The 25617-nt window shown below is 37.9% G+C and carries 22 protein-coding genes, 1 CRISPR repeat array and 1 other annotated feature; all 22 genes read left to right on the top strand.

Going from position 1 to position 25617, the window contains the following annotated elements:
* A partial coding sequence (locus tag F606_RS21695; RefSeq protein ID WP_019555424.1) for an IS3 family transposase occupies positions 1-419 on the top strand: 419 nt, incomplete at its 5' end.
* Positions 420-439: 20 nt separating this feature from the next.
* The gene (locus F606_RS21690; protein ID WP_019555423.1) at positions 440-724 is read left to right on the top strand and encodes a Dna2/Cas4 domain-containing protein; all 285 of its coding nucleotides are present in this window, start codon (positions 440-442) and stop codon (positions 722-724) included.
* Positions 725-749: 25 nt separating this feature from the next.
* The gene (gene cas1b / locus F606_RS0118730; protein ID WP_019555422.1) at positions 750-1742 is read left to right on the top strand and encodes a type I-B CRISPR-associated endonuclease Cas1b; all 993 of its coding nucleotides are present in this window, start codon (positions 750-752) and stop codon (positions 1740-1742) included.
* 13 nt (positions 1743-1755) lie between these two features.
* A complete protein-coding gene (gene cas2 / locus F606_RS0118725; protein WP_211210109.1) occupies positions 1756-2028 on the top strand; it encodes a CRISPR-associated endonuclease Cas2 in 273 nt (90 codons plus the stop codon).
* A gap of 189 nt (positions 2029-2217) precedes the next feature.
* Positions 2218-2917: a CRISPR direct-repeat array (repeat unit 31 nt; unit sequence CCTTCGAATTGACTCATATTGAAATGTAAAT).
* Between the two features lie 120 nt (positions 2918-3037).
* Positions 3038-3796, top strand: a complete 759-nt coding sequence (locus F606_RS0118720; protein WP_211210108.1) for an NADPH-dependent oxidoreductase — start codon at positions 3038-3040, stop codon at positions 3794-3796.
* 177 nt (positions 3797-3973) lie between these two features.
* Positions 3974-4099, top strand: a complete 126-nt coding sequence (locus F606_RS23880; protein WP_281166785.1) for a hypothetical protein — start codon at positions 3974-3976, stop codon at positions 4097-4099.
* A 130-nt stretch (positions 4100-4229) separates the two neighbouring features.
* Positions 4230-5267, top strand: a complete 1038-nt coding sequence (locus F606_RS0118715) for a threonine aldolase family protein (RefSeq protein ID WP_019555419.1) — start codon at positions 4230-4232, stop codon at positions 5265-5267.
* A 157-nt stretch (positions 5268-5424) separates the two neighbouring features.
* Positions 5425-6213 carry an SDR family NAD(P)-dependent oxidoreductase gene (locus tag F606_RS0118710; RefSeq protein ID WP_019555418.1) on the top strand — a complete coding sequence of 263 codons (789 nt, stop codon included), beginning with the start codon at positions 5425-5427 and terminating at the stop codon, positions 6211-6213.
* A gap of 72 nt (positions 6214-6285) precedes the next feature.
* Positions 6286-7725: an NAD(P)/FAD-dependent oxidoreductase gene (locus tag F606_RS0118705; RefSeq protein WP_019555417.1), complete on the top strand. Its 1440-nt coding sequence runs from the start codon at positions 6286-6288 to the stop codon at positions 7723-7725.
* A 227-nt stretch (positions 7726-7952) separates the two neighbouring features.
* Positions 7953-8222 carry a LysM peptidoglycan-binding domain-containing protein gene (locus tag F606_RS0118700; protein WP_019555416.1) on the top strand — a complete coding sequence of 90 codons (270 nt, stop codon included), beginning with the start codon at positions 7953-7955 and terminating at the stop codon, positions 8220-8222.
* A gap of 88 nt (positions 8223-8310) precedes the next feature.
* Complete coding sequence (locus F606_RS0118695; protein ID WP_019555415.1) at positions 8311-9078, top strand: hypothetical protein; 768 nt, start codon at positions 8311-8313, stop codon at positions 9076-9078.
* A gap of 81 nt (positions 9079-9159) precedes the next feature.
* Positions 9160-9381 (top strand) — a binding site (T-box leader).
* 42 nt (positions 9382-9423) lie between these two features.
* Positions 9424-11334, top strand: a complete 1911-nt coding sequence (gene thrS / locus F606_RS0118690; protein ID WP_019555414.1) for a threonine--tRNA ligase — start codon at positions 9424-9426, stop codon at positions 11332-11334.
* A 218-nt stretch (positions 11335-11552) separates the two neighbouring features.
* Entirely contained in the window at positions 11553-12056 is a 504-nt protein-coding gene (infC, locus tag F606_RS0118685; protein WP_019555413.1) for a translation initiation factor IF-3, read from the top strand.
* A 14-nt stretch (positions 12057-12070) separates the two neighbouring features.
* Positions 12071-12268 carry a 50S ribosomal protein L35 gene (rpmI, locus tag F606_RS0118680; protein WP_019555412.1) on the top strand — a complete coding sequence of 66 codons (198 nt, stop codon included), beginning with the start codon at positions 12071-12073 and terminating at the stop codon, positions 12266-12268.
* A 29-nt stretch (positions 12269-12297) separates the two neighbouring features.
* Positions 12298-12651 carry a 50S ribosomal protein L20 gene (gene rplT, locus F606_RS0118675; protein ID WP_019555411.1) on the top strand — a complete coding sequence of 118 codons (354 nt, stop codon included), beginning with the start codon at positions 12298-12300 and terminating at the stop codon, positions 12649-12651.
* Between the two features lie 183 nt (positions 12652-12834).
* On the top strand, positions 12835-13644 hold the full coding sequence (locus tag F606_RS0118670; RefSeq protein WP_019555410.1) for a TrmH family RNA methyltransferase: 810 nt from the start codon (positions 12835-12837) through the stop codon (positions 13642-13644).
* Between the two features lie 324 nt (positions 13645-13968).
* Positions 13969-14994 (top strand): phenylalanine--tRNA ligase subunit alpha, encoded by a 1026-nt coding sequence (gene pheS / locus F606_RS0118665; protein ID WP_019555409.1) that lies wholly within the window; start codon positions 13969-13971, stop codon positions 14992-14994.
* 28 nt (positions 14995-15022) lie between these two features.
* Positions 15023-17455: a phenylalanine--tRNA ligase subunit beta gene (gene pheT, locus F606_RS0118660; RefSeq protein ID WP_019555408.1), complete on the top strand. Its 2433-nt coding sequence runs from the start codon at positions 15023-15025 to the stop codon at positions 17453-17455.
* Between the two features lie 120 nt (positions 17456-17575).
* A complete protein-coding gene (locus tag F606_RS0118655) occupies positions 17576-17845 on the top strand; it encodes a cell division protein ZapA (protein WP_019555407.1) in 270 nt (89 codons plus the stop codon).
* A gap of 254 nt (positions 17846-18099) precedes the next feature.
* Positions 18100-20610, top strand: coding sequence for a U32 family peptidase (locus tag F606_RS0118650; RefSeq protein ID WP_019555406.1), 2511 nt, complete (start codon positions 18100-18102; stop codon positions 20608-20610).
* A gap of 11 nt (positions 20611-20621) precedes the next feature.
* Positions 20622-22997, top strand: coding sequence for an endonuclease MutS2 (locus F606_RS0118645; protein WP_019555405.1), 2376 nt, complete (start codon positions 20622-20624; stop codon positions 22995-22997).
* Between the two features lie 64 nt (positions 22998-23061).
* Positions 23062-25185, top strand: coding sequence for a transglycosylase domain-containing protein (locus F606_RS0118640; RefSeq protein WP_019555404.1), 2124 nt, complete (start codon positions 23062-23064; stop codon positions 25183-25185).
* The last annotated feature ends 432 nt before the right edge of the window (positions 25186-25617 follow it).

Raw genomic sequence — 25617 nt, 5'->3', positions numbered from 1 at the left:
TGTATTTTCTCATGATGCACACTGATTGTACAGGTGATGGTTTAGTTGACGCTTACGATGCACCTCTTGTTTATCGAGCATTTGCCAGCATCAAAACGAATTTGAAAAACATCTGCCTATTTCATACAGATCGTGGAAATGAATTTAAAAATAAATTAATTGAAGAAGTTCTTCAAACCTTTGAAATCAAACGCTCACTGAGTATGAAAGGCTGCCCCTATGACAATGCCGTAGCCGAAGCTACGTTCAAAATTATTAAGACAGAATTTGTTCGTAATTATCACTTTGAAAATCTTGGTGAATTAAATCAAAAACTAAAATGCTACGTCCATTGGTTTAACAGCAAAAGAATTCATTCAACATTAGGCTATTTAAGCCCAATAGACTACAAATGTGCACACCTCAAAATAACTGTCTAATAAAGTGTTGACATACCATTGTGTATGAAGTGAAGAAAAGTAAAAAAGAAAAACAGATGGCGATTAATCAGATTAAATATTATCTCTATGTCTTACATAAACACGGGTTGAAAGATATCAAGGGGATGTTGGCTGTCCCGGCGGAGCATTTGACGGAAGAAGTTTTTCTAACAGGAGAGGACATAGAAACAGTAGAAACTAACTTGGAATTGATAAAAGAAATTTTAGTAGGAGAAAATTTACCGCAAAGCATTGATAAACCTGTATGTAAATCATGTGCATATTATGAATTTTGTTATATTTAAAATATATTGAAATGGGGCAGCTTACATGAAGCAATCTTATTATGTTTTTTCTAATGGACACATTAAACGTAAAGATAATTCGTTGCAGCTATGTCGTGAGGATGGAATGAATAAGGATATTCCGATAGAGCGTGTAAAGGATATTTACATTTTTTCAGAAATGACGTTAAATACAAAATTGCTTGATTTTCTAGCACAAAATGGTGTAATGGTACATTTCTTTAATTATTATGAATTTTATACAGGGAGTTTTTGCCCAAGGGAAAAACATGTATCTGGTTCTCTGCTGGTAAAACAGGTCGAGCACTATACTGATAACGAAAAAAGAATGCAAATTGCACGAGAATTTATAGCTGGTGCTTATGATAATATCTATCGAAATTTGCGCTACTATAATGCACGTGGGAAAGATTTATCTTCGTATATGGATGAGATAAAAGTATTGAGCACGCACATTCCTTATTGTAAAGATGTACAGGAACTTATGGGAATAGAAGGAAATATTAGAAAAATATATTACAGTGCATGGGATACGATTATTGATGTAGAAATTGACTTTGAAAAACGAACGAAAAGGCCACCAGACAATATGATTAACACATTGATCTCTTTTGTTAACTCCATTATTTATACAAAGGTATTAAGCGAGATTTACAAAACGCAGGCAAATCCAACAATTAGCTATTTACATGAACCTTCTGTAAAACGATTTTCTTTGGCATTGGATGTTGCGGAAATTTTTAAACCTTTACTCGCAGATCGTTTAATCTTTTCATTGCTAAATAAAAAGATTATTGATGAAAATGATTTTGATAAAGATGTGGATTGTATTCGCATGAAAGATTCTGTCGCGAAAAAAATCATGGAAGCATTGGATGCTAAATTGAAAACAAGTATTAAACATAGAACCTTAAATCGTGAAGTTTCCTACAATCACTTGATTCGACTAGAAGTATATAAATTAATTAAACATGTGATGGGCGCTGATACATATAAAGCCTTTAGAATTTGGTGGTGATGTTATTTTGTATATGGTACTTGTATATGATATAAAATTGGATAAAGAAGGCCCGAAAGTTTTAAGGCGTGTTTTTAAGATTTGCAAGAAATATTTGACACATATCCAAAATTCAGTATTTGAAGGAGAGGTATCAGAAAGTCAATTGATGAGTTTAAAGGTAGAAGTGAAAGAATATTTACGGGAAGAAATTGATTCTTGTATAATATTTACGGGGCGAAATAATATCTGGATGAAAAAAGAATTTATTATAAAAGAAGAGGATAAAACATCAAACTTCATATAATCTGTCGATCTACAATAATGCAATTTTATGAGGGGTACGACAGCTTTTCATATGTGCTGTATTTAGTCAGTTAGCGGCTAAAATAATAGAACTTTTTTTGTGATTTATGTGGTAGAATAATATATTATTATAGCATAGACAGAAAAGAAGGATTCCTATACTGAAAAATAAGGCTTTATGTATGTTCAACCTTCGAATTGACTCATATTGAAATGTAAATGTATCAAGCGCTCGCATTATAAAAGTTTGAGCCTCACCTTCGAATTGACTCATATTGAAATGTAAATTTATACTTTTTTTATTCTGCGAAACTCATTTTTCCACCTTCGAATTGACTCATATTGAAATGTAAATGTATGAAATGGAGTACACACGGCAACGTAACGCGTATCCTTCGAATTGACTCATATTGAAATGTAAATTGGCAACATGTTTGCAACCGATGCAGTGATTCCACCCCTTCGAATTGACTCATATTGAAATGTAAATGAGTGTAGTGCAACTGACTATTTAACTATTTACAACCTTCGAATTGACTCATATTGAAATGTAAATAGGAATCGTAATACGTTATCACGCTTATCTGCATCGCCCTTCGAATTGACTCATATTGAAATGTAAATGGAAGATTGCGGGATTTTGTTTCAAAAACAATAGACCTTCGAATTGACTCATATTGAAATGTAAATCGTTGTCGCGTGCATGCTGATTGTTTTTTCTTTGTCCTTCGAATTGACTCATATTGAAATATAAATTGTTTCTACGGTACCATCAAACCACGTTGTTGTATCCCTTCGAATTGACTCATATTGAAATGTAAATTGGCTTATTGAAGCGAGGAAAGCGCAGCGGGCGGGTCCTTCGAATTGACTCATAGTGAAATGTAAATCTAGGTATTGTCAGTGCCCGACTTGTGGACAGTCAAAAGCGGCATTTGAAAAGAAAAAAAGGTAACTAATATAAAAAACGTAAGTGAATTCCATACAGATAAGGATAAATTGGAGGGCTAATGATGAACAATACAATAAAATCAATCAAAAATCATAGATCAATTCGGAGTTATTTAGAGAAAGATATATCATCTGAAATGCTGGAAGCAATCTTAGAAGCCGCACAGGCGATGCCTACTTCCATTAACGGACAGCAACTATCGGTGATTATTGTAAAGGATAAGGTAAAAAAAGCTAAAATTGCAGAATTGACAGGAAATCAGCATTGGATTGCCCAAGCTCCTGTATTTTTGGTGTTTGTGGCTGATTTTTACAAAACTAGTATCGCGGGTGAGAAAAACAAAATGCCTTCCCTGATCCATGAAAGTGTTGAAGGAACGATGGTAGGAACTTTTGACTGTGGACTTGCCATGGGAGCAGCTATTGTTGCGGCAGAGTCTATGGGGCTTGGAATTGTGCCAATCGGTGCGGTCCGGAAAAACCCCGAAGAAATGATCCGTTTGTTGAATTTGCCAGAGCGTACATTTCCTGTGGCGGGACTTGTTGTGGGATATCCTGAAAATAATTCAGCGCAAAAGCCTCGCTTTCCATTGCATGTATTTGCACATAATGAAACCTATCAGGCTAAAGACATGAAACAGGCGGTAGATGACTATGATATATTAATGGCGGATTATTATAGGAAGCGCGATAGTGAACTCGGGAATGTACCGAAGGAAACAAATTGGAGTAGTCAGGTTGCAGATGCTTATAAGCAAGTTTACTTTCCAGCCGTATATCCGGCTTTGATCAAACAAGGTTTTACGAACGATAAATAAAAATAGTAAGAGAAGAAACGAACATGGTAATAAAATTTTATATATTGCGCAATCGATACAGATGGTTCACCATGCAAATTAAAGTCTTCGTAGTATGCGGAGGCTTTTTAGTTCGTGCTTTAACAAGTTGAGATTATAGATCGAAACTAAAATCCAACAGTGGATGGACTAATATATTTGACTAAATGGATATTCACTGATTATAATGAAATTATTCAAGAGTTGATTTCGATGTTTGATGAAAATACGAAAAAACCGTTGGATAAAACTTATTTAGAGATGAATTTACTTAGATATTTATAGAAAGATTTAGATGTAGATAAATCTGGAAATCGAGAAGATCGTTCAGCCATGGAACCATTATGGATAGTATAATGGAACAGATAGCAGAGAAATAGTATTAGGTCATAGAACGTAAAAAAGGGGATTTGAAATGTATAGTTTTAAAAATGATTATAGTGAAAGTGCTCATCCAAATATTTTAAAAGCTATTATTGATGCAGGCTTAGAGCAAAACGATGGATATGGTATGGATTCTCATTGCGAGAATGCCAAAGTGCTAATTAAAAAGGCAATCCAATGTGAAAGTGCTGATATTCATTTTCTCCCAGGCGGGACGATTACAAATTCAACTTTTATTTCGTATGCTTTAAAACCTTATCAGGCTGTTATTTCAGCGGATACTGGTCATATTAATATTCATGAAACAGGAGCGGTGGAAGCTAGCGGGCACAAAATCCTTGATATTGCTACGCCTGATGGCAAATTGACTCCAGAATTAATTCAGCCAGTTCTTGCTCAACATCAAGATGAGCATTGGGTACAGCCTAAAATGGTCTATATTTCCAATCCGACAGAGATCGGTACTATATATTATAAAACTGAACTCGAAAATCTTTCTAAGTATTGCAAAGAGAATGATATGCTGCTTTTTTTAGACGGCGCCAGACTGGCAATGGGTCTAACTGCTAAAGAAAATGATATTGCACTTATTGATTTGCCAAAACTTGTCGATGCATTTTATATTGGCGGAACAAAAGTAGGAGCGTTGTTTGGCGAAGCTTTAGTTATTACCAATGACCTGCTAAAAAAAGATTTTCGTTTTAATATGAAGCAACGAGGCGCAATTATGGCAAAAGGATGGCTTCTCGGTATGCAATTTGAAGAATTATTCAAAGATGATTTGTATTTTGAATTAGGATTACATGCAAATAATATGGCATATTTGTTGAAAACTATTTTTGAAAAAGCGGGAGTTTCTTTTCTTGGCGATGCTCCATCCAATCAACTTTTTCCGATTCTACCAAATTGGCTATTGGAAAAAATATCTCAAAAATATATCATATCTGTTTGGAGTAAGCCAGACAGCCATCATACCTGTGCTCGTTTCTGTACATCATGGGCTACCCAAGAGGCGGATATTATTTCTTTTGAAAAGGATTTTAGTGAAATGTTGATAAACAAAAAATAGAGGCTTTTATGATTAATCGAATTATAAAAAGATCAAGTCTACAATTTTAAGATTTGTTACGGACGGACAATATTATTGAGAGCTTTTTGAAGTGTTTATTGTTGCTGGTTTTGTTAGTCCATAGGAAACTAAAATAAAATAAAGAAGGTAATAAACAATGGAAAAATTAAAAGATAAAATTGTATTTATTAGTGGGGCAAGTAGTGGTATTGGTAAAGCTTGTGCTGAAGCATTTGCAAAAGCAGGTGCACATTTAATCTTGTGTGCGCGCAGCACTGATAAAGTGAAAGCTGTTGCCAGAGAATTGCAAGATACGTATAAAATTGAAATTGTAAGTTTTGGTTTAGATGTGCAAGATAAAAAGCTAGTAAATGCAGCGATTGATAACTTGCCAGAGAAATGGCGTAAAATTGATATTCTTGTGAATAATGCGGGACTTGCACGTGGTCTGGAAAAATTACATGAGGGCGATACCGATGACTGGGATGCTATGATTGATACCAATGTTAAAGGTTTACTATATTTGACGAGGAAGATCGTACCTTTTATGCTGGAAAATCAGGTGAATGGTCATATTATTAATATTGGCTCAACGGCAGGAATCCATGCTTATCCTGGGGGTGCAGTATATTGCGCTACTAAGACGGCAGTGAAATTTATCAGTGATGGACTAAGAATGGACCTTGTTGATAAACCAATACGAGTTACGACAGTGCAGCCAGGGATGGTGGAAACTAATTTTAGTGTGGTTCGATTCCATGGTGATAAACAAAAAGCTGGCAGCGTCTACGAGGGAATTAAACCTTTAACTGCAGAAGATATTGCTGATGTTGTTATGTATGCTGCTAGTGCGCCGCCGCATGTTCAGATTTGTGAAGTTACGGTTACGCCTACGAATCAGGCAACTGGTGGTATTGTATATAAGGAAAAAGTTAATTTGCATTAAAATACACAAATGTATAATAATAATTTAGTTGTAGTCATTATGAAATATAAAAGCAGTAAGGAGAATGTTATCATGTATGATGTGTGTATTATTGGCGCAGGCGTAGTCGGAATGAACATTGCTCGTGAGTTAGCGAAATACAAGATGAAAATTTGTGTTCTGGAAAAAGAAGATGATGTCAGCTGTGGCTGTTCGAAGAGTAATAGTGGAATCGTTCATGGTGGTTATTCGGATGAGCCGGGAACATTGAAGGCTAAACTTTGCGTAAAAGGGAATCGGATGTATGAACAGCTTGAGAATGAACTGCATTTTGGGTATCGTGAAACAGGATCTTTTGTGCTTGCTTTTGATGTAGAGGAAATACCTACCCTTGAAAAGCTTTACCGCTATGGAATGGAAAATGGGGTCGGTGGCCTCAAACTGATGGACGCGGCAGAAACAAAACAACATGAACCATATCTGAGTGATACGGTTAAGGCATCGCTTTATTGCAAAAATGCTGGGGTTGTATCTCCTTATGAGTTTGTTATTGCTTTGGCAGAAAACGCTATGGTAAATGGCGTGGAATTGATGCTCCAGCATAAAGTAGAAACAATTGAAAAACAGGGTGAGGGCTTTCTCATTGGAACCAACAAAAAAAGCATCGAGTCACGTTTTGTTATTAATGCAGCAGGTGTATATAGTGATCAAATTGCCGCATTAGCAGGGGATGATCAATATAAAATTACGCCACGGCGCGGTCAATATGTGATATTGGATAAAGATCAGAACTATCTTGTGAATTCCGTAATATTCCAAGTGCCGACGAAGCTTGGCAAGGGGATTCTAGTTACGACAACATATCATGGTAATCTTATGATCGGACCAAATGCTGAAGAGATTGATGATAAGGACGATGTTGGAACCGATGAAAAAACATTGAAATATATAACGGAAACAGCACGTAAATCCGTACCAGGTTTTAATATGAAGAAGGCTTTAAAATCTTTTGCAGGCAATCGACCGGTATCCAATAAAAAAGACTGGGTTATTGAAGAGAGTCGGGTCAAAGGCTTAATCAACCTAGTTGGAATTGATTCTCCAGGACTCACATCATCACCGGCTATTGCACTAAAAACGGTTTCAATTTTAAAAGAAGCTGGGCTTATTCTAGAAAAGAAACTTGATTTTAAGGCAGAACGTCGGCCAATTATTCAAAAAAAGACAGCCGATTTTGCTGGTGTTATTGATTCGCCAGATCCGGCACTCAATATTATTTGCCGCTGCGAACAAGTTACAGAGGCAGAAATTATAGATTGTCTGCATCGGGGCATTCCGGTGCAATCCGTTGATGCTGTCGGGCGGAGAACAAGAGCGGGATATGGTCGCTGTCAAAATGCTTTTTGTGGATCTCGCATGCGTAAGCTAATTGCCCGTGAACTCAATATCTCGGAAGAAGAAGTTGCAGAAAAGGGGAAAGGGACATCCTCGCTGGCACAACGTGCAAAACGTATAACGCTTACTAAAATGTAGCAGAGGTAATCGCGCTATAAGCCTTTGTCTACTTGAGTATATAATTTATCGGAAAATAAAAAAAATCTCAAGTTCGTACTTTAACGGCTTGAGATTTTTTTAGTGCAGCTGATTTTAAAAAAATAGAATACTTGTTCTAAAAAAAACAATTTTACACTTGAAAGAACATATGTACTGTGATAGAATAAACTCAATAAAGAACTAATGTTCTAAGGGGGGGTTCTATTATGAAACTAATTCTAGTTTTACTTATGGTGGTGTCTATGTGGAGATTTGTTCCGGTTCACCTGGCAAATGAATATTTGCAGTGTACGGAGTATAGTTATGTAACGGTGAAACATGGTGAAAGTTTATGGGTTATTGCTGAAAAATATGTTAGCAATGGTAAGGATATTCGAGAGTTAATTGCAGCGATACATCAATTGAACGAATTAGATAGTAATGGAAATCTGATTCCAGGACAGGTTTTAAAAATCCCAGTACTGGCAAGTTTATAAATTACTTTTTCATTGTAAAAAGGATTCTGCCATTTAATGTCTAATAAAAATAAATTGGAACATGTAAAAATTTTAGGACGGTGCAATTATGAGTCAGGCAGAAAATATTAGACAAAAAATAGTGGAAGCAATTAAAGGCGAAGAAGATTTAAATAATATGGTGGTAGAAATAGATGCAAACGTGGAAGGGAAAACTGCATCGTATCCAGTTGATTTATATTTGGCATGTACAGCGGATAATGGTTTAAATTATAAAATACTGATTCAAACCAAAACGGCTGGCAAGATTTTAGAAAAAAGTGACTTGTTTCATTTTGCTAACATTCTCCAAGATGTGCAGGGGCAGGTTTTAGGCGTTATATTCACGCAGCCTGTATATGATAAAGTTGTACAAAGTGTCGCAAAAGATGTTGGTATCATGTTATATGAAGTGCAAGCGGAAGAAAATCAAATTATATGGGAACCAGCTGTTTCAGACATTAAGATCGATGTGGACAAAGAGTGGGTTAAGGTTGAGAAGGAAAAACATCAATTAGGGGATGCGCCAATTCAATCAGGCGGGGATCCAAAATATATGTTTTTATATGATGAGCAGGATTTGTGTGTGAATACGATTGAGGGTATTTTTGACCAATATATCAAAAAAGCAACTGCAAAAGGTGAATATAAAATGGTATCCATTCAACATGAATTTAAAGGTGGTGCCATTTATTTGAATACAGAACATGAATTGATTAAACGTGTTAAATTAAACAGTATCAGTTTTACGATCAATTTCCGTAAACTGTCTACACTGGATGGTCTGGATATGGTTAAAAATATATTGCGTACAGCGCTTCGAGCTCAATTAAATTAAAGCAAATACCCCGTAAACAAATTGAATTTAGGTTGACAGTTATTTGTTGTGGGAATATAATAAATACAAACTTACATTATTATAAAAGTAATGAGGAAGACATGATGATATTCAATTTGTTGCTCAGAGAGAAATGCCTTGGCTGGAAGCATTTTTAACATAGAATAGAGTTACCACTTCTAAACTGCAGGCTGAACTTAAGTAGGCTGTGCCGGAGTAGTTTCCGTTATCAAAATATGAGCTGGTCAGATTTAACAATCTGTCAATCAGGGTGGAATCGCGAAGCATAGCCTCGTCCCTATTTTGGGATGGAGGCTATTTTTTATTTTAAAGGAGGAGTTTGTTTTGATTAAAATAACATTAAAGGATGGTGCTGTACGTGAAACGGCAGCAGATACAACTGTTCTTGATTTTGTAAAAGCTTGTAGCAATAGTTTGGCAAAAAAAGTTTTGTCAGCAAAAGTCAATGGGAAAACTGTAGACTTGATGACAAAGTTAACGGAAGATTGCAGCGTTGAATTTCTGACATTTGAAGATGCTGCTGGTAAATGGACATTACGCCATAGTGCATCGCATATTTTAGCGCAAGCTGTAAAACGTTTATATAAAGATAGCAATGTGAAATTGGCAATTGGACCAGCAATCGATAATGGATTCTATTATGATTTTGATATAGAAAAGCAACTGACGTCAGATGATTTGGTTAAAATCCAAAAAGAAATGGAAAAAATCGTCAAAGAGAACCTTAAAATTGTTCGCCGTGAGTTAAGCCGTGCCGATGCATTAGCTATGTTTGAGGAACAAGGCGAAATCTATAAGGTGGAACTGATTCAAGATTTACCGGAAGATGCAATCATTTCGTTATATGAACAAGGGGAATTTGTTGATCTTTGTGCTGGTCCTCATGCTATAAGCACGGGGAAAGTGAAAGCAATCAAATTACAGAGTGTTGCTGGTGCTTATTGGCGCGGCAGCGAAAAGAATAAAATGCTGCAACGTATCTATGGGACAGCTTTTGAGAAAAAAGCGGATCTAGATGAATACTTAGCAATGCTGGAAGAAGCGGCAAAACGTGATCATCGTAAATTGGGTCGTGAACTTGATTTGTTCAGTTTACATGAAGAAGGTCCGGGGTTTCCATTTTTCCATCCAAATGGCATGGTAATACGCAACGAACTCATTGCGTATTGGCGTGAAGTTCATCGTGAATTTGGTTATCAGGAAATCCAAACACCGATGATTTTAAATCGTAAACTTTGGGAACAGTCTGGTCACTGGGATCATTATAAAGACAATATGTATTTTACAAAAATCGATGGTGAAGATTATGCAATCAAACCAATGAATTGTCCGGGCGGTATTATCGTATATCGTACACAGCAGCATAGCTATCGTGAACTGCCGCTGCGTACAGCAGAACTTGGACTTGTGCATCGTCATGAATTGTCTGGTGCGCTTCATGGATTAATGCGGGTTCGTAATTTTACGCAAGATGATGCTCATATTTTCATGCTGCCATCGCAAATCGAAGATGAAATACAGAAAGTCATTGATTTATTTGACCGTATTTATAATACATTTGGTTTAGAATATCGGGCTGAGCTCAGCACGCGTCCAGATGATTCAATGGGATCGGATGAAATTTGGGAAAAAGCAACTGATGCATTACGGAATGCTTTGGACAAACGTGGTTTGAAATATGTTGTTAATGAAGGCGATGGTGCATTTTATGGCCCTAAAATCGATTTTCATTTAAAGGATTCGATTGGACGTACTTGGCAGTGTGGAACAATTCAGTTAGACATGCTGATGCCGGAAAAATTTGATTTGAATTATATTGGTGAAGATGGACAAAAACATCGCCCCGTTATGATTCATCGTGTAGTTTATGGTAGTATAGAACGTTTCATCGGGATTTTAATTGAAAATTATGCCGGTGCTTTCCCTGTATGGCTGGCACCAATACAAATTAAAATATTGCCAATTACAGATAAGCATGCCGATTATGCCTATGAACTAAAAAAGAAAATATTTGATTTGGGTATGCGCGTGGAAGTCGATGATCGTAATGAAAAAGTTGGCTATAAGATGCGTGAAAGCCAAATGAAAAAGATTCCATATATTTTAGTAGTGGGTGATCAAGAAGTTGAGTCGAAACAGGTCGCTGTCCGTAAATATGGTGAACAAGATAGTGCTGTAATGTCAGCAGATGCTTTTATTGCAGATGTTTTAGAAAAAATTGCCACAAAAGCCTAAAACGAAGCTTGACATAGTTCTGTATAAATGGTATTATACCAAAGTAAGTTATTTAAGCAGAGGCCACCGCTTCTCACCTTATGATGTGCAATCAGTAGGGTTTTAAGAATTTCCATGTATAATTATGGGTATTGAGGGTGGCGGAGAGCCACCCTTTTTTTATTTTAATTTGTAATACATATATTATTAGGAGGTGAATTTCAATTAGCAAAGAAAGTTTGAGAATTAATGAAGAGATTCGTGCAAGGGAAGTTCGTGTAACCAGTGCAACTGGTGAAGCATTAGGTATTATGCTTGTAAGAGATGCATTACACCTGGCGGAAGAACAACATTTGGATCTGGTAGAAGTTGCTCCAATGGGCAAACCGCCAGTTTGTCGTATCATGGATTTTGGTAAATTCAGATATGAACAACAAAAGCGCGACAAAGAGGCGAAGAAAAAACAAAAAGTTGTTAGTATTAAAGAAGTAAAATTTCGTCCCAACATCGAACAACATGATTTTGACGTCAAGTTAAAAAATGCACTTCGTTTTATCGAAGAAGGTAACAAAGTTAAAGTTACTATTATGTTCCGTGGGAGAGAATTATCTCATCCGGAACTTGGCAGAGTGGTATTACTGAAAGTAGCAGCTGAGTTGAAAGACTTAGTAACTGTTGAACGTGATCCGAAACTTGAAGGTAAAAATATGATAATGATTTTATCACCAAAGGCGCATAACTAAAGGAGGAAATAGAAATGCCAAAAATGAAAACTCGCAGAGCTGCTGCAAAAAGATTTACAGTAACTGGTTCAGGTAAATTCAAACGTAATAAAGCTTTCAAAAGCCATATTTTAGAAAAGAAAGCTCCAAAACGTAAACGTAATTTACGTAAAGCTGCACTTGCATCGAAAGCCGATACAAATCGCGTAAGCCGGATGCTCCCTTACGCTTAAAAAATAAAGATTATTAGGAGGAACGAAACATGCCAAGAGTTAAAAAAGGCGTGACAGCACATAGACGTCATAAAAAGATTTTAAAATTAGCCAAAGGTTATAGAGGCGCTAAAAGCAAACAGTTTAAAAAAGCTAACGAAACCGTAATGAAAGGTCTTTATTATGCTCGTCGTGACCGTCGTGCTAAAAAAGGCGAATTTCGCAGACTATGGATTGCTCGTATCAACGCAGCAGCCCGTATTAATGGTATTTCTTACAGCCGTTTAATTAATGGTTTAACAAAAGCTGATGTTCAAGTGAATCGTAAGATGCTTGCTGATCTTGCAATCAACGATGCTGCTGCTTTTGCACAGTTAGTTGCTGTAGCAAAAGAACAACTGTAATATAGATAAAAGGTTCTGATTTTAATAGTCAGAGCCTTTTTTGCTCATAATATCCATTTATTTAGTAAAAAACAGAGTATTTGGGTTTCTAAGTTTTGTGTTTTTCATTAAATATTTTATTAACAGGATATGCTCTTCTTATAGGGAGTGGTACTGGTATTAAAGGATTGGAGACTTTGCAAAGTGATAGAAATTATTACGAGTCCAGCTAACAAAAAAGTGAAACTGGCAGCGAGTTTAAAACAGAAAAAACATCGAGATGAAACGAATCTTTTTATTGCTGAAGGAATTCGTTTAATTGAAGAAGCGGTGAAGTCAAATTGGCAAATTGAGTTTTGTATTTGTACCGATGAAGTTTTACACAATAGTCGTGTTACAGCGATTTTTCATATACTTGGACAGAAAAAATGTGATGTGTATCAGGTTTCAAAGGCAATTTATGATAAAATTAGTGATACGAAGGAGCCGCAGGGGATTTTACTGGTCTTGCAAAAGCAGCAAAATCAGTTATCAACGTTGGAAGTGGTTGATAATCCTTTATTCATTGTATTAAATGAGCTGCAAGATCCAGGTAATGTTGGTACCATTATTCGTACAGCGGATGCAGTTGGTTGTCGGGGCGTTATTATAATGAAGGAATCTGTCGATTTATTCGCTGCCAAAACGGTCCGCGCAACAATGGGATCGCTGTTTCACGTGCCAATTATTACCGAAGTTTCAGCGGAGGCTTTATTGGGATTTATCGATCAACATAAAATTGTCCTGCAAGTTACGGCACTTGATCATGACGCGAAAGAATATTTTGATTCGGATTTTAGGGACGCAACAGCAATTGTTTTTGGCAATGAAGGTAAAGGCGTGAGTCGAGTTTTGCTTGATGCCGCTAAGCAGAAAATTTTCATTCCAATGCTAGGACAGTCGGAATCACTGAATGTAGCTACAGCAGCGGCCGTGATCTTATATGAATCGTTTCGCCAACGCCGATCTAGTTGATTTTTCATTTGTTTTTCATTGCGATATATGATATACTGATTTTCATAATATTATATTAATGTAAACCATGATAGAGAGAGTAAGTTGTGTGTGTCTTTTACAGGAAGATATTTGTCGTGACTGAGAACGGTATCAAGAGCAACAACTGAAGTTCACTCTGGAGTTTCTTAAGTGAAGGTCATATCCTTAGCCTGAGCGTTTGCTGCGTTAAAGCTTTTGAGTATCTATTAGGGTGGTACCGCGAAATTTGACTTTCGCCCCTTGTCTGGGGTGGGAGTTTTTTATTTTGTCTATCTTTAGTTTAAATAATATCGGGAGGTACATATGGAACAAGAGTTGAAAGAATTAAAACAAGAAGCTGTTACGACAATGGCTGCAGCACAAAATGTTTCAGACTTAAATGATTTACGAGTGAAATACCTTGGTAAAAAAGGTACGTTGACTAGTCTGTTACGTGGTATGGGAAAATTAAGTCCTGAAGAACGTCCTCGTATTGGACAGATGGTGAATGAAGTAAGAGCAGAACTGGAAGCAGTTCTTGAAAGCAAGAACGAAGAACTTAAAAAGTTGGAACTAGCACAGCGCTTGGCGACTGAAAAAATAGATGTGACATTGCCGGGACGTATTCAACCGCTTGGTCATTTACATCCTTTGACTTTAACGTTAAACCGCATTAAAAATATTTTTATGACGATGGGTTTTTCAGTTGAAGAAGGTCCGGAAGTTGAAAAAGATTATTATAATTTTGAAGCGTTGAATTTGCCAAAAGATCATCCGGCACGCGATATGCAGGATTCATTTTATATAACGGAAGATATTTTACTTAGAACACAAACTTCACCAGTACAGGCACGTACGATGCAGGCACATGAACCAAATAGCCCGATTCGGATGATTGCACCAGGGCGTGTGTATCGTCGTGATGATTATGATGCAACGCATTCACCGATGTTTACGCAGGTGGAAGGTCTTGTAATTGATAAAAATATTAGTTTTTCGGATTTAAAAGGAACATTGGAGCTTTTTTTACATCAAATTTTCAATGAAAATGTTGGTGTTCGTTTTAGACCTAGTTTTTTCCCATTTACAGAACCTAGTGCAGAAGTTGATATTTCTTGTGTGATGTGTCAGGGAAAAGGCTGCCGAGTATGTAAAGGTACTGGCTGGTTGGAAATTTTGGGCGCGGGGATGGTTCATCCGCATGTGCTGGAAATGAGTGGCTACGATCCAAAGAAAGTTAGTGGTTTCGCCTTTGGTCTTGGTGTCGAACGCGTTGCGATGCTTGCTTATGGTGTTGACGATTTGAGACTGTTCTATGATAACGATATGAGATTTTTACGTCAATTTTAAGAGAAGAATTCATAGGAGGAGCTAAAATATGCAGGTATCAATAAAATGGTTAAAAGATTATATAGATTTTACAGAAACTCCGGAAGAGTTAGCTGATAAATTAACGATGGCTGGAATTCCAGTTGAAAATGTAGTAGACCCGGGTGAAGGCTTGGAGAAAGTTATCACAGGCCGCATTGAAAAACTCGAAAAACATCCGGATGCCGATAAACTTCAAATTTGTACGATTAATGTAGGGCAGGCTGAACCGATTATTATTGTTACAGGAGCGGCTAATGTTGCAGAAGGTCAGATTGTGCCAGTAGCAATGATTGGAGCAAAATTGCCAACCGGAGTTAAAATATCGAAGGGTAAACTGCGTGGGGTAATGTCATACGGAATGCTTTGTTCAGCAAGTGAATTAAAACTGGACCTTGAAAAGCTTCCTGAAGCGCAGAAAACAGGAATCTATATTTTACCAAAAGACATTCAGTTGGGAATTGATGTTAAAGATATATTAGGATTGAATGACAGTATTCTTGAATTTGAACTTACAGCAAATCGCGGCGACTGTTTTAGTGTTTGGGGATTGGTTCGCGAAGTGGCTGTGCTTACAGGAAATGTACCAAAATGGCCGGTCATTTCTGTTAAAGAAGATGCAGCTGAAAAATCAGCGGATCTTATCGATATTCGTATTGAGGCACAGGATTTATGTTCGCGTTTTTCTTCGCGTGTTATAAAAAGCGTAAAAATCGGTCCTTCGCCTGAATGGATGCAGCAACGTCTTGATGGAGCAGGAATTCGTGCCATCAATAATGTTGTCGATGTGACAAACTTTGTTATGATTGAATTAGGGCAACCGATGCATGCCTATGATTATGATCATATTACGGGCAAAACACTTGTTGCTCGTTATGCGGCTATAGGAGAAGAACTTCATACCTTAGATGATTCTTCAAGGCTTGCGCAAGCAGATATGCTTGTGATTGCTGATGCTGAACGGGCTGCTGGGCTTGCTGGTGTGATGGGGGGCTTGGCCACAGAAGTGACTGAGGTCACCACGACTGTTGTTTTGGAGGCTGCTTCGTTTAATGGTGCAAGCGTTCGTCGGACTTCTAGAGCCTGCGGACTTCATTCGGAAGCTTCTGGCCGTTTCGAACGTGGTGTTGATATCGTGAATACACCGCGTGCACTTGATAGAGCCGTACAGCTTTTACAGGAAATGGATGCCTGTACAGTTTGCCAAGGGATTGTTGATGTTTATCCAAATCCAAAACAAAGTGTAAAAGTGTGCTTTAGTCCTGATCAAATCAATCGTCGTTTAGGGACGCTTATCCCTGCGGAAACGATGATTGATATTTTACAAAAACTTGAATTTATTGTGGATAATAGCAAGGACGGTTTTGAGGTTTTGGTTCCATCTTGGCGCAATGATGTGACTTGTATGGAAGATTTATCGGAAGAAATTGCCAGGATTTATGGTTTTGAAAATATCACATCAACAACACCAAGTGGCAATGTAATGCAGGGCTGTCAAAGTAAAAAACAAAATTTTGTGGATCGTCTGAAAGATATATTGAGCGGACTTGGTATGAATGAAGCAATTTCCTTTAGTTTTACCAATCCGTCCATGTTTGATAAATTAAACATTGCAGCAGACAGTGAGCTTCGTCAGGCTGTGCCAATCATGAATCCGTTGACGGATGACTATACATTGCTTCGAACAACGTTGCTTAGCAGTGTGTTTGAAAATGTCATGCGGAATTTATCGCGAAAAAATGATGATATTCAATTATTTGAAATCGCTCCTGTTTTTGCCGCGAAAGCTTTACCTGTTACCGAACAACTGGTTGAAACATTGAAATTGGCTGGGGCAATCACTGGACGGCGTCAGATTGTTGGCTGGAATCAAGATAATTCGGCTGTTGATTTTTATGATGCCAAAGGGATTGTGGAAGAATTACTGACACAACTTGGCGTTTCACGTTATACAGTTGAAGCTGGAGAACATTATGCAATGCATCCGGGTAAAACAGCTGTATTTAAAAAAGGCAGAGAAGTTCTTGCTATGGTAGGGGAAGTACATCCGCAAGTTTTGGATGCGTTGAGTATTTCGAAAAAAACCTATATTTTTGAACTGGATGTTGAAGTTTTGATGAAATATGCCGCAGAATCGGTTCATTATCAGGCTCTGCCGAAGTATCCTGCTATCAGTCGTGATTTGGCAATGCTGGTGGCGGATGATATTAGTGCGGGTGATATTGAAAAAGTTATTATGAAAAATGCAGGAAACTTACTGGTAGATCTTCGCTTATTTGATCTTTATAATGGGGAACAAATTGAAAAAGGGCAAAAGAGTTTGGCTTTTTCACTTCAGTTCCAGTCAAATACGAAAACATTAACCGATGCCGAAGTTGATCCATATTATAATGCCGTTTTGAAAAAACTTGAAGATACGTTTTCCGCTAAATTAAGAAGTTAATGGTCGAAAATAAGCAGGTATGCTTTTAAGAGCTGCTTGCTTATTTTTATTCAATATTTCTGTGTTTTATAGTAATTTTAGCAGGATTTTGTGCTAGCTATAGAGAAATATTCTATAAAAATGTATAATATATTGGGTGAGGTTATGGATAAAAATAAAGTAACGGTGGAAATTTTCGGTGAGACGTATGCATTGAAAGGCGATATGGATCCTGAACGTGTCAAACGCCTAGCCCGTATCGTAGATGAACAAATGAAAATAGTAGCCAATGGAAATCATCGTTTGCCGACAGCACGGGTAGCTGTTTTGGCGGCAATGAATTTTTGTGATGATTATTTAAAATTGGAAACAGATTATCAGGATTTACTCGGAATATTAAAAGATGAATAATTTATTTGATTAAGGCATCCAAGGGGGTGCTTTTTCATTTGAATTGATTTTTATCCTTGCCAGATTAAAAGGGATCAGTGGTAGCTGAAGTTTGGCATGATTATCAAAAATTAGGCTGTAAATTTAAAACAGATAGAAAAGAACAACAATGATATGCTATAATTATAAATTAGAATATAAACAGATATGGTCTTTATGTTTCATAAATACCAGCTTTGTTCTATAGATATCTTATATTGATGGATTTGGAAGGAATGAAAGTTTTGATCGAATTATTAGCTCCGGTGGGGAGTCAAGATGCCTTGGTTGCGGCTGTTGAAAGTGGTGCCAATGCGATATATTTAGCTGGACAAATGTTTGGTGCAAGAGCGTATGCGGATAATTTTGATGAAGCTGGTTTGCGAGATGCTATTCGATTTGCCCATATGCGTAATGTTTTAGTCAATGTAACGGTGAATACAATGGTTGATGATCAGGAATTTACCGAACTCGCACAATATTTACGTTTTTTGTATGAGGCTGGTGCGGATGCGATTCTAGTACAAGATTTGGGTGTCGTTAAATTAGCCAGGGAAATTATACCCAATATGCCGTTACATGCAAGTACTCAAATGACGGTACATAATTTAGAAGGGGTGCGTGTTTTACAGGACCTCGGTTTTACACGCGTTGTTTTAGCGCGCGAAGTATCAATGGAAGATATTCGTTATATCTGTGCGAACAGTGAAATTGAAATTGAAGTATTTATTCATGGAGCTTTATGCGTCTGTTATTCAGGACAGTGCCTCATGAGTAGTATCATTGGCGGGCGCAGTGGGAATCGAGGCCGTTGTGCACAGCCTTGTCGGCTCCCTTATACGTTAGTCGATTCTGAGGGAAATGATGTTCTGGAAAACGCCGATGCTGGTAACTATCTGCTAAGTCCACGCGATATGAATACACTGGACTTACTGCCTGAGCTTATTGAAGCGGGTGTGACATCTTTGAAAATTGAAGGACGAATGAAACGACCGGAATATGTTGCGACGGTTGTCGATACCTATCGTCGTGGCATTGATTCATATCTACTGAGTAAAGCCGATTTTACGATAGCAGAAAATGATCAAAAAAATTTAGCTCAGATTTTTAATCGCGATTTTACAAGTGCTTATTTAAAAGGAAAACCGGGTCGATTTATGATGAGCGACAGACGTCCTAATAATCGGGGTGTCTTGCTCGGACGGGTTTTATCCTATAAAGCAGCTACACAGGAAGTTATCATTAAATTAAATGAAGAACTTCATATTCATGATATTGTTGATTTTTGGGTAAAAGTTGGCGGCAGAGTCAATGCAACGATTCGTTCAATGCTGGTAAATGGCGTGAGCGTTTTACAGGCAGCGCCGAATGATGAAGTTACGATTGTGATTCCATCTGCGGTACGGGATCATGATCGAGTCTTTAAAGTATTTGATGCACAAATGATGGAACGAGCTCGTGCCTTTTTTAATACTGGAGCACCAGTACGCCGTATTATGGCAGATATAAAGGTAAGCGCGGAAATAGGCAAGCCGTTTGTCGTAGAAATAAAAGATCAAGATGGTTACATCGGGGTAGGAAAAACAGATTTTATTGCTGAACAAGCAAGAAAGAGACCACTGACTGAAGACGGAATCCGCAAACAAATCGAACGTCTTGGCACAACGGTTTTTTCCTTGGAAAACCTTACCTGTGAAATAACGGGAGACGTTATGGTTCCAATCAGTGAAATCAATGAAGCACGTCGCCGAGCAGTCGAAATGATTGAACGGGCAAGATTAGAAAAATTCACCCGCTTGCCACTGGAAGTAGTCGAGGCTGCACCACTCAAAAAACAAGTTAAAATGAGTCGTCAATCGCGTATGACAAAACCAGAACTCGTGGTCAGCGTTGATACATTGGCTAAAGCAAAAAATGCCTTGGAACATGGGGCAGACTGGATACTTTTTGGCGGGGAATCTTATAATCATGAGGTTATATCGGTGAAGCAGTATCGCCAGGCTTATGATATGGTACGGTCCTATCATAAAAAAATCAGTTTCAATACACCGCGTATTTTAAAACAATGGCAAGTAAAATCGTTTAACAAACTTTTGCAGGCTTTTCAGGAATTTATCCCGGATGAAATTTGTGTGCATAACCTTTCGCAGATCAGGATGGTCAAAGCCAAAGTGGATACGGCTATTCATGCAGATTTTTCTATGAATGTTTATAACAATTTGTCAATTGAGTTTTTAAAGGAGCTGGGTGTAAGCGGCGTGACGTTGTCACCGGAATGTAACTTTGCCCAGGTTGAAAGCATTGTAAGACGCAGCGTACTCCCGACAGAGTGTATTGTTCATGGGAATTTGGAACTGATGGTTTCTGAATACTGTGCGATGGGCAGTTTCCTTGGTGATTTAGACAAGGGAAAATGTACACAGCCTTGCACAAAAGCGCAATACTGGTTTAAAGATAGAAAAAATGAAAAATTCCCGCTTGTGACGGATCAATTTTGTCGTATGCATCTTTTAAACGGCAAGGAACTCAGTATGTATCCACATGTTCACAAGTTTGGTCAAATTGGCGTAAATCGAATTCGCATTGAAGCGAAATATTTTGATGTGAAGCGTATTGCGGTTGTGACGAATTTATATAAAGAATTTTTAGCTTTGGGCGAAGATCACCCGCTTTTGGCTGATGATAAAATCAAGACAATTGAAAATGATCAAATTACACGCGGACATTATTTCCGAGGCGTATTATAAGAAGGTGAAGTATGGAATCAAGCGTATTTAAAATACTGGAGTATCATAAAATAATTGAAATGCTCATCGGCCAGGCAAGTTCGGTGCTGGGAAAAGAGCTTGCCGCAAAACTTAAGCCGGTCAATGATTTTTCTGAGGTGCAGTCTGCAATGCAGGAGACTGCAGAAGGTTGTGCAGTTTTACAAGCATCCTATCACGTTCCGTTAGGTGGAATTCGTGATATTCGTAAGCTGCTCAAAAAGACGACGCTTGGAGCGGTACTTGAGACATATGAACTAGTGGATATGGTAAGTACACTCTATGCAATGCGGAACGTTAAAAAGTTTTTCAAAGAGATGGAGCTAGAAGTCCCTATACTACAAGGCTGGACACAATCAATAGAAATTCTTGGACAACTCGAAAACCAGATTTCTGGCATTGTAGATGAACACGGCAATCTTCGTGATGATGCCAGTGTTGAATTAAAAAGAATTCGCCGCGAAATTAAAACATCGCAAAGCCGGATCAAAGAGCGCTTAGATGGCGTGCTTCGCGCGGCAGAATATCAAAAATATTTTCAAGAAACCATTATAACAATTCGAAATGAAAGATATGTTATTCCGATTAAGCAGGAATATCGACAGTTTTTTCCTGGGATTGTGCATGATCAATCAGCCAGCGGCGCCACGCTGTTTATTGAACCAATGGCTATTGTTACTTTGAACAATGATGTAAAACAGCTGATTTTGGCGGAAAAACAGGAAATTGATCGTATCCTGCGAATGATTTCTTTGCAAATTGCCAAGTATGCTGATATTTTGAATGCAAATTGTGATCTTTTAGGACAAATTGATTTTACCTTTGCCAAAGCAAAGGTAGCTCAGGCAATGCATGCTGTAATGCCTGAACTGAATCAAGAGGGCAGCGTTGACCTTAAACAGGCTCGGCATCCATTGATTGATGCAAATCATGTGGTCCCGATCGACATTCGTTTGGGAAAAGAATACAATACGCTGCTTATTACTGGGCCAAATACGGGCGGAAAGACTGTCAGTATGAAAACACTTGGGCTTTTGGCTCTTATGACACAATCGGGGCTATTTATACCCGTTTTGTCTGGGTCGGAAATGGCCGTATTTCATGAAGTTTTTGCTGATATTGGGGATGAACAAAGCATCGAACAAAGTCTAAGTACATTTTCAGCGCATATGACACATCTTGTGAATATATTGGAGAAAGTCGAATATGACGATTTGCTCTTGATCGATGAAATTGGTGCAGGTACCGACCCGGAAGAGGGGGCGGCACTCGCCATGGCGATGTTGGAGCAGCTGATGAGTATTGGTACAAAAGTTTTGGCAACAACCCATTATAGTGAGTTAAAAACATTTGCCTATTCTAAAGATGGTATTGAAAATGCGTGTGTTGAATTTGATATCAATACATTAAGCCCTACGTATCGTTTATTGATTGGGATACCTGGGGCGAGCAATGCTTTTGCAATCAGTAAAAGATTGAGATTGGCGGATTCTCTGATTATTCGCGCCAAACAATTGATTGATGCAGATCATGCTCAGTTTGAAAAGGTACTCAATACACTCGAAGCGGAAAAGATTATGTATGAACAGCGTAATGCTGATATTGTTGAGCGTCAGCGTAAAGTGGAACAACTTGAACGCAAGATGACCGAACTAAGGTCGGATTTGACGAAAAAGAAAGAAAAAATTATTTTAAAAGCACAAGAAGATAGTGCTGCTTTAATTCGAAGAACCCGTCGCGAAGCTTCGCAGCTAATTAAAGATCTTAAAGAGCAGTTTAACGATCAGGGCATTCAAAAACGGCAGGCTGCTATTGATGCAGCACGCAATAAAATTAAAGAAGGTCTGGACCGTACGACAACACAGGTACATAAACAACATCCTTTTACAAAGCCGATTAGCCTGCAAACGCTATCGGCAGGTGATACCGTCTATGTAACAACTCTTGATCAAAAAGGAATTGTTTTATCAATACACGGTAAAAGTATTGCTGTGCAGCTTGGTAGTTTAAAGATGAATGTTGCAGCCGCAAATTGCATGTTTGTAGAAAGTGCTCGACAGATCGATCAAAAAAGTGTTTCATCGCAAAAAAAAGCAAAATCAATGAATTTCTTAAAAACGACTGAAGTGAACCGAGAAATTGATATTCGTGGTATGCTGGTTGATGATGCCAGAGAAATGGTTGATAAATATTTGGATGATGCCATTTTAGCTGGTTTAAGCCAAGTGATGATTATACATGGAAATGGAACGGGAGCTCTTCGTAAAGGAATGCAAGCTTATTTGAAATCCCATCGTAGTGTGGCAAGCACGGCAATGGGAGGACTGCGTGAGGGCGGCACTGGCGTTACCGTTGTAGAATTAAAATAAGAATGCTCAAACATTTAGTTTATGCTACAATGGAAAGCGGTTGATTTATTTAAGGAGGTCACTGATGGAAAAACGTAGTAGTGATAATAGAAAAAAAAGAGAACCTAAATCAAGCGGTCTTAGTGCAAAAAAAATATCGCTTGGTATAGTAACAATTTTTGTGGTTATGCTTACAGGTATTGGCTGTGGTTTTCTTACCGCAAGTATAAATACAAAACCGAATCTTACAGATGATATTAGACCGCCGGCGTCTTCACAGATTTATGATATCAATGGAACGTTGATTACGACAGTTCATTCGGCAGAAAATCGCGTTCCGGTTACGATTAGTAAAATCCCTAAAAATCTGCAAAATGCCTTTGTTGCTGTGGAGGATGCTCGTTTTTATGAACACAGCGGGGTGGATCCAAAAGGAATTTTGCGGGCTGTTTGGGCTAATATTAGTAATAATGGAGTGTCTGAAGGCGGTAGTACGATTACACAGCAATTGGCAAAAAATGCCTATTTGACACAGGAAAGAACACTGAAACGTAAAGTTCAGGAAGTCTTTTTGGCTTTGCAATTAGAACGCCAGTATACGAAACAGGAAATTTTAGAATTATATCTAAATCAAATCTATTTTGGTCAAGGTGCTTATGGGGTTCAGGCAGCAGCTCAGACTTACTTTGGAAAAAATGTCGAAGATCTGACCTTGCCTGAATGTGCAATGCTAGCGGGTATTCCGAAAAGCCCGAATTATTATTCGCCGCTTAATAATTTAGCTGCTGCAACAGAACGAAAAAATCTTGTTCTGGATCAAATGGAAAAATATGCTTATTTGAATGGATCTGCCACAGCAAAAGCTAAAAAAGAAGAAATTAATATTGTAAAGAAGACTAAAAAAGATGAAGCTACTCCGGCACCATATTTTATTGATTATGTGACGCAGCAGCTCATTGATAAATATGGTGCGGATGCAGTTTATAAAGATGGTTTGAAGATTTATACAACCATTGATCTCGATATGCAAAAAGCAGCAGAAGCTGCAATGAAAGAACTGCCGAATTATAGAGTCGATGAAAATGGTATTCAACAACCGCAGGGAGCTCTTGTTGCGATTGAGCCTCATACAGGCTATATAAAAGCAATGGTTGGCGGGCGAGGCAGTGATCAATTTAATCGTGCTACTATGGCTGAGCGTCAGCCTGGTTCCGCGTTTAAACCCTTTGTTTTTGTAGCAGCTTTGGAAAACAATATGGGACCAGGAACTATAATCGAAGATACTCCTATTACGGTAGGAAGCTGGTCACCGCAAAATTATGAACGAACCTTTAGCGGGAAAGTAACATTGCGGCAAGTAGCGGAACATTCTATGAATGTTCCAACGGTAAAACTTGCACAACAATTGGGCATTGATAAACCCATTTATTATGCGCAAGAGATGGGGATTTCTACTCTGGTTTTAGAAGGTGCAAAAAATGATCGCAACTTAGCAACTGCTTTAGGTGGTTTAACAAAAGGAGTCACTCCACTTGAGCTGGCAAGTGCTTATGGCACTTTTGCAAATCATGGTGTTCATACGCCGCCTGTTTCGATTATAAAAGTTCTTGATCGAAATGGGAAAGTTTTAGAACAGGCAACGCTGAAAGAAAAAAGTGTTATCAGTGAAAAAAGTGCTTATTTATTGACCGATATGCTAAAAGGGGTCATTGCACGAGGAACTGGTGCTGGGGCTAATATTGGTAGACCAGCAGCTGGGAAAACAGGAACGACTGATGATACAAAAGATGCTTGGTTTGTTGGTTATACACCAGATTTGGTGGCTGCTGTCTGGATTGGTAATGATAGTAGTGGAACTTTAAATGGCATGACTGGTGGACGTACCCCGGCAACAATTTGGCGTTTGTTTATGCAAAAAGCTTTAGCTAATGTACCGGCAAAAGATTTTGTTAAACCAAATGGTCTCGTTGTCGATAACACTATTTTAGAAATTGATGGTGAAAAAGATAAACCAGCTAAAGAACTGACGGATAAAGAAAAGGCTGAGAAGGCTAAATTAGATAAAGAAAAAGCGGATAAAGCTAAATTAGATTCAAAAACAAAAACTAAAACGGATGCAAATCAAAATGGACCTGATCAACCGGCAGCACCGTCTCCGGCAGCTCCAGAACCAACGAATCCTAATGCAGTAGGTAAAGGAAAAAATTAAATTTAAATAACGGATACTATATATTATGCAAATTGTTATAGGCTAAAAACCGGCATCGATTTTTCGTAGAAATCGATGCCGGTTTTCTTAATACTGGTTAAGCTAAAATTTAATTAACAAAAAAAGTAAAAAATACTAAAAAAGTATTGACACAGATAAAATACATATGGTATTATATAGCAGTTGGCTCGAGCAGCCAGCAACGTGTTCTTTGAAAACTAAACAATGTAGAAAACAAAAAGATATATGTACACCAACATGTATCAAGCCAGATGTGCGGTTTTCGAACGCTTGCGTTTGAAAACAACAACTAACAATTTCTTTTAACAAAAAAGATAATTAGATTTTTAAAGAGCCTATCAAGGTTCTCTAATATAATTTATTGGAGAGTTTGATCCTGGCTCAGGACGAACGCTGGCGGCGTGCTTAACA

The sequence above is a fragment of the Propionispira raffinosivorans DSM 20765 genome (genome assembly GCF_000381065.1).
Taxonomy (GTDB): Bacteria; Bacillota; Negativicutes; order Selenomonadales; family Selenomonadaceae; genus Propionispira; species Propionispira raffinosivorans.
The sequence above is the reverse complement of the archived record's forward strand: the minus strand, read 5'-3'. Positions and strand labels throughout refer to the sequence as shown.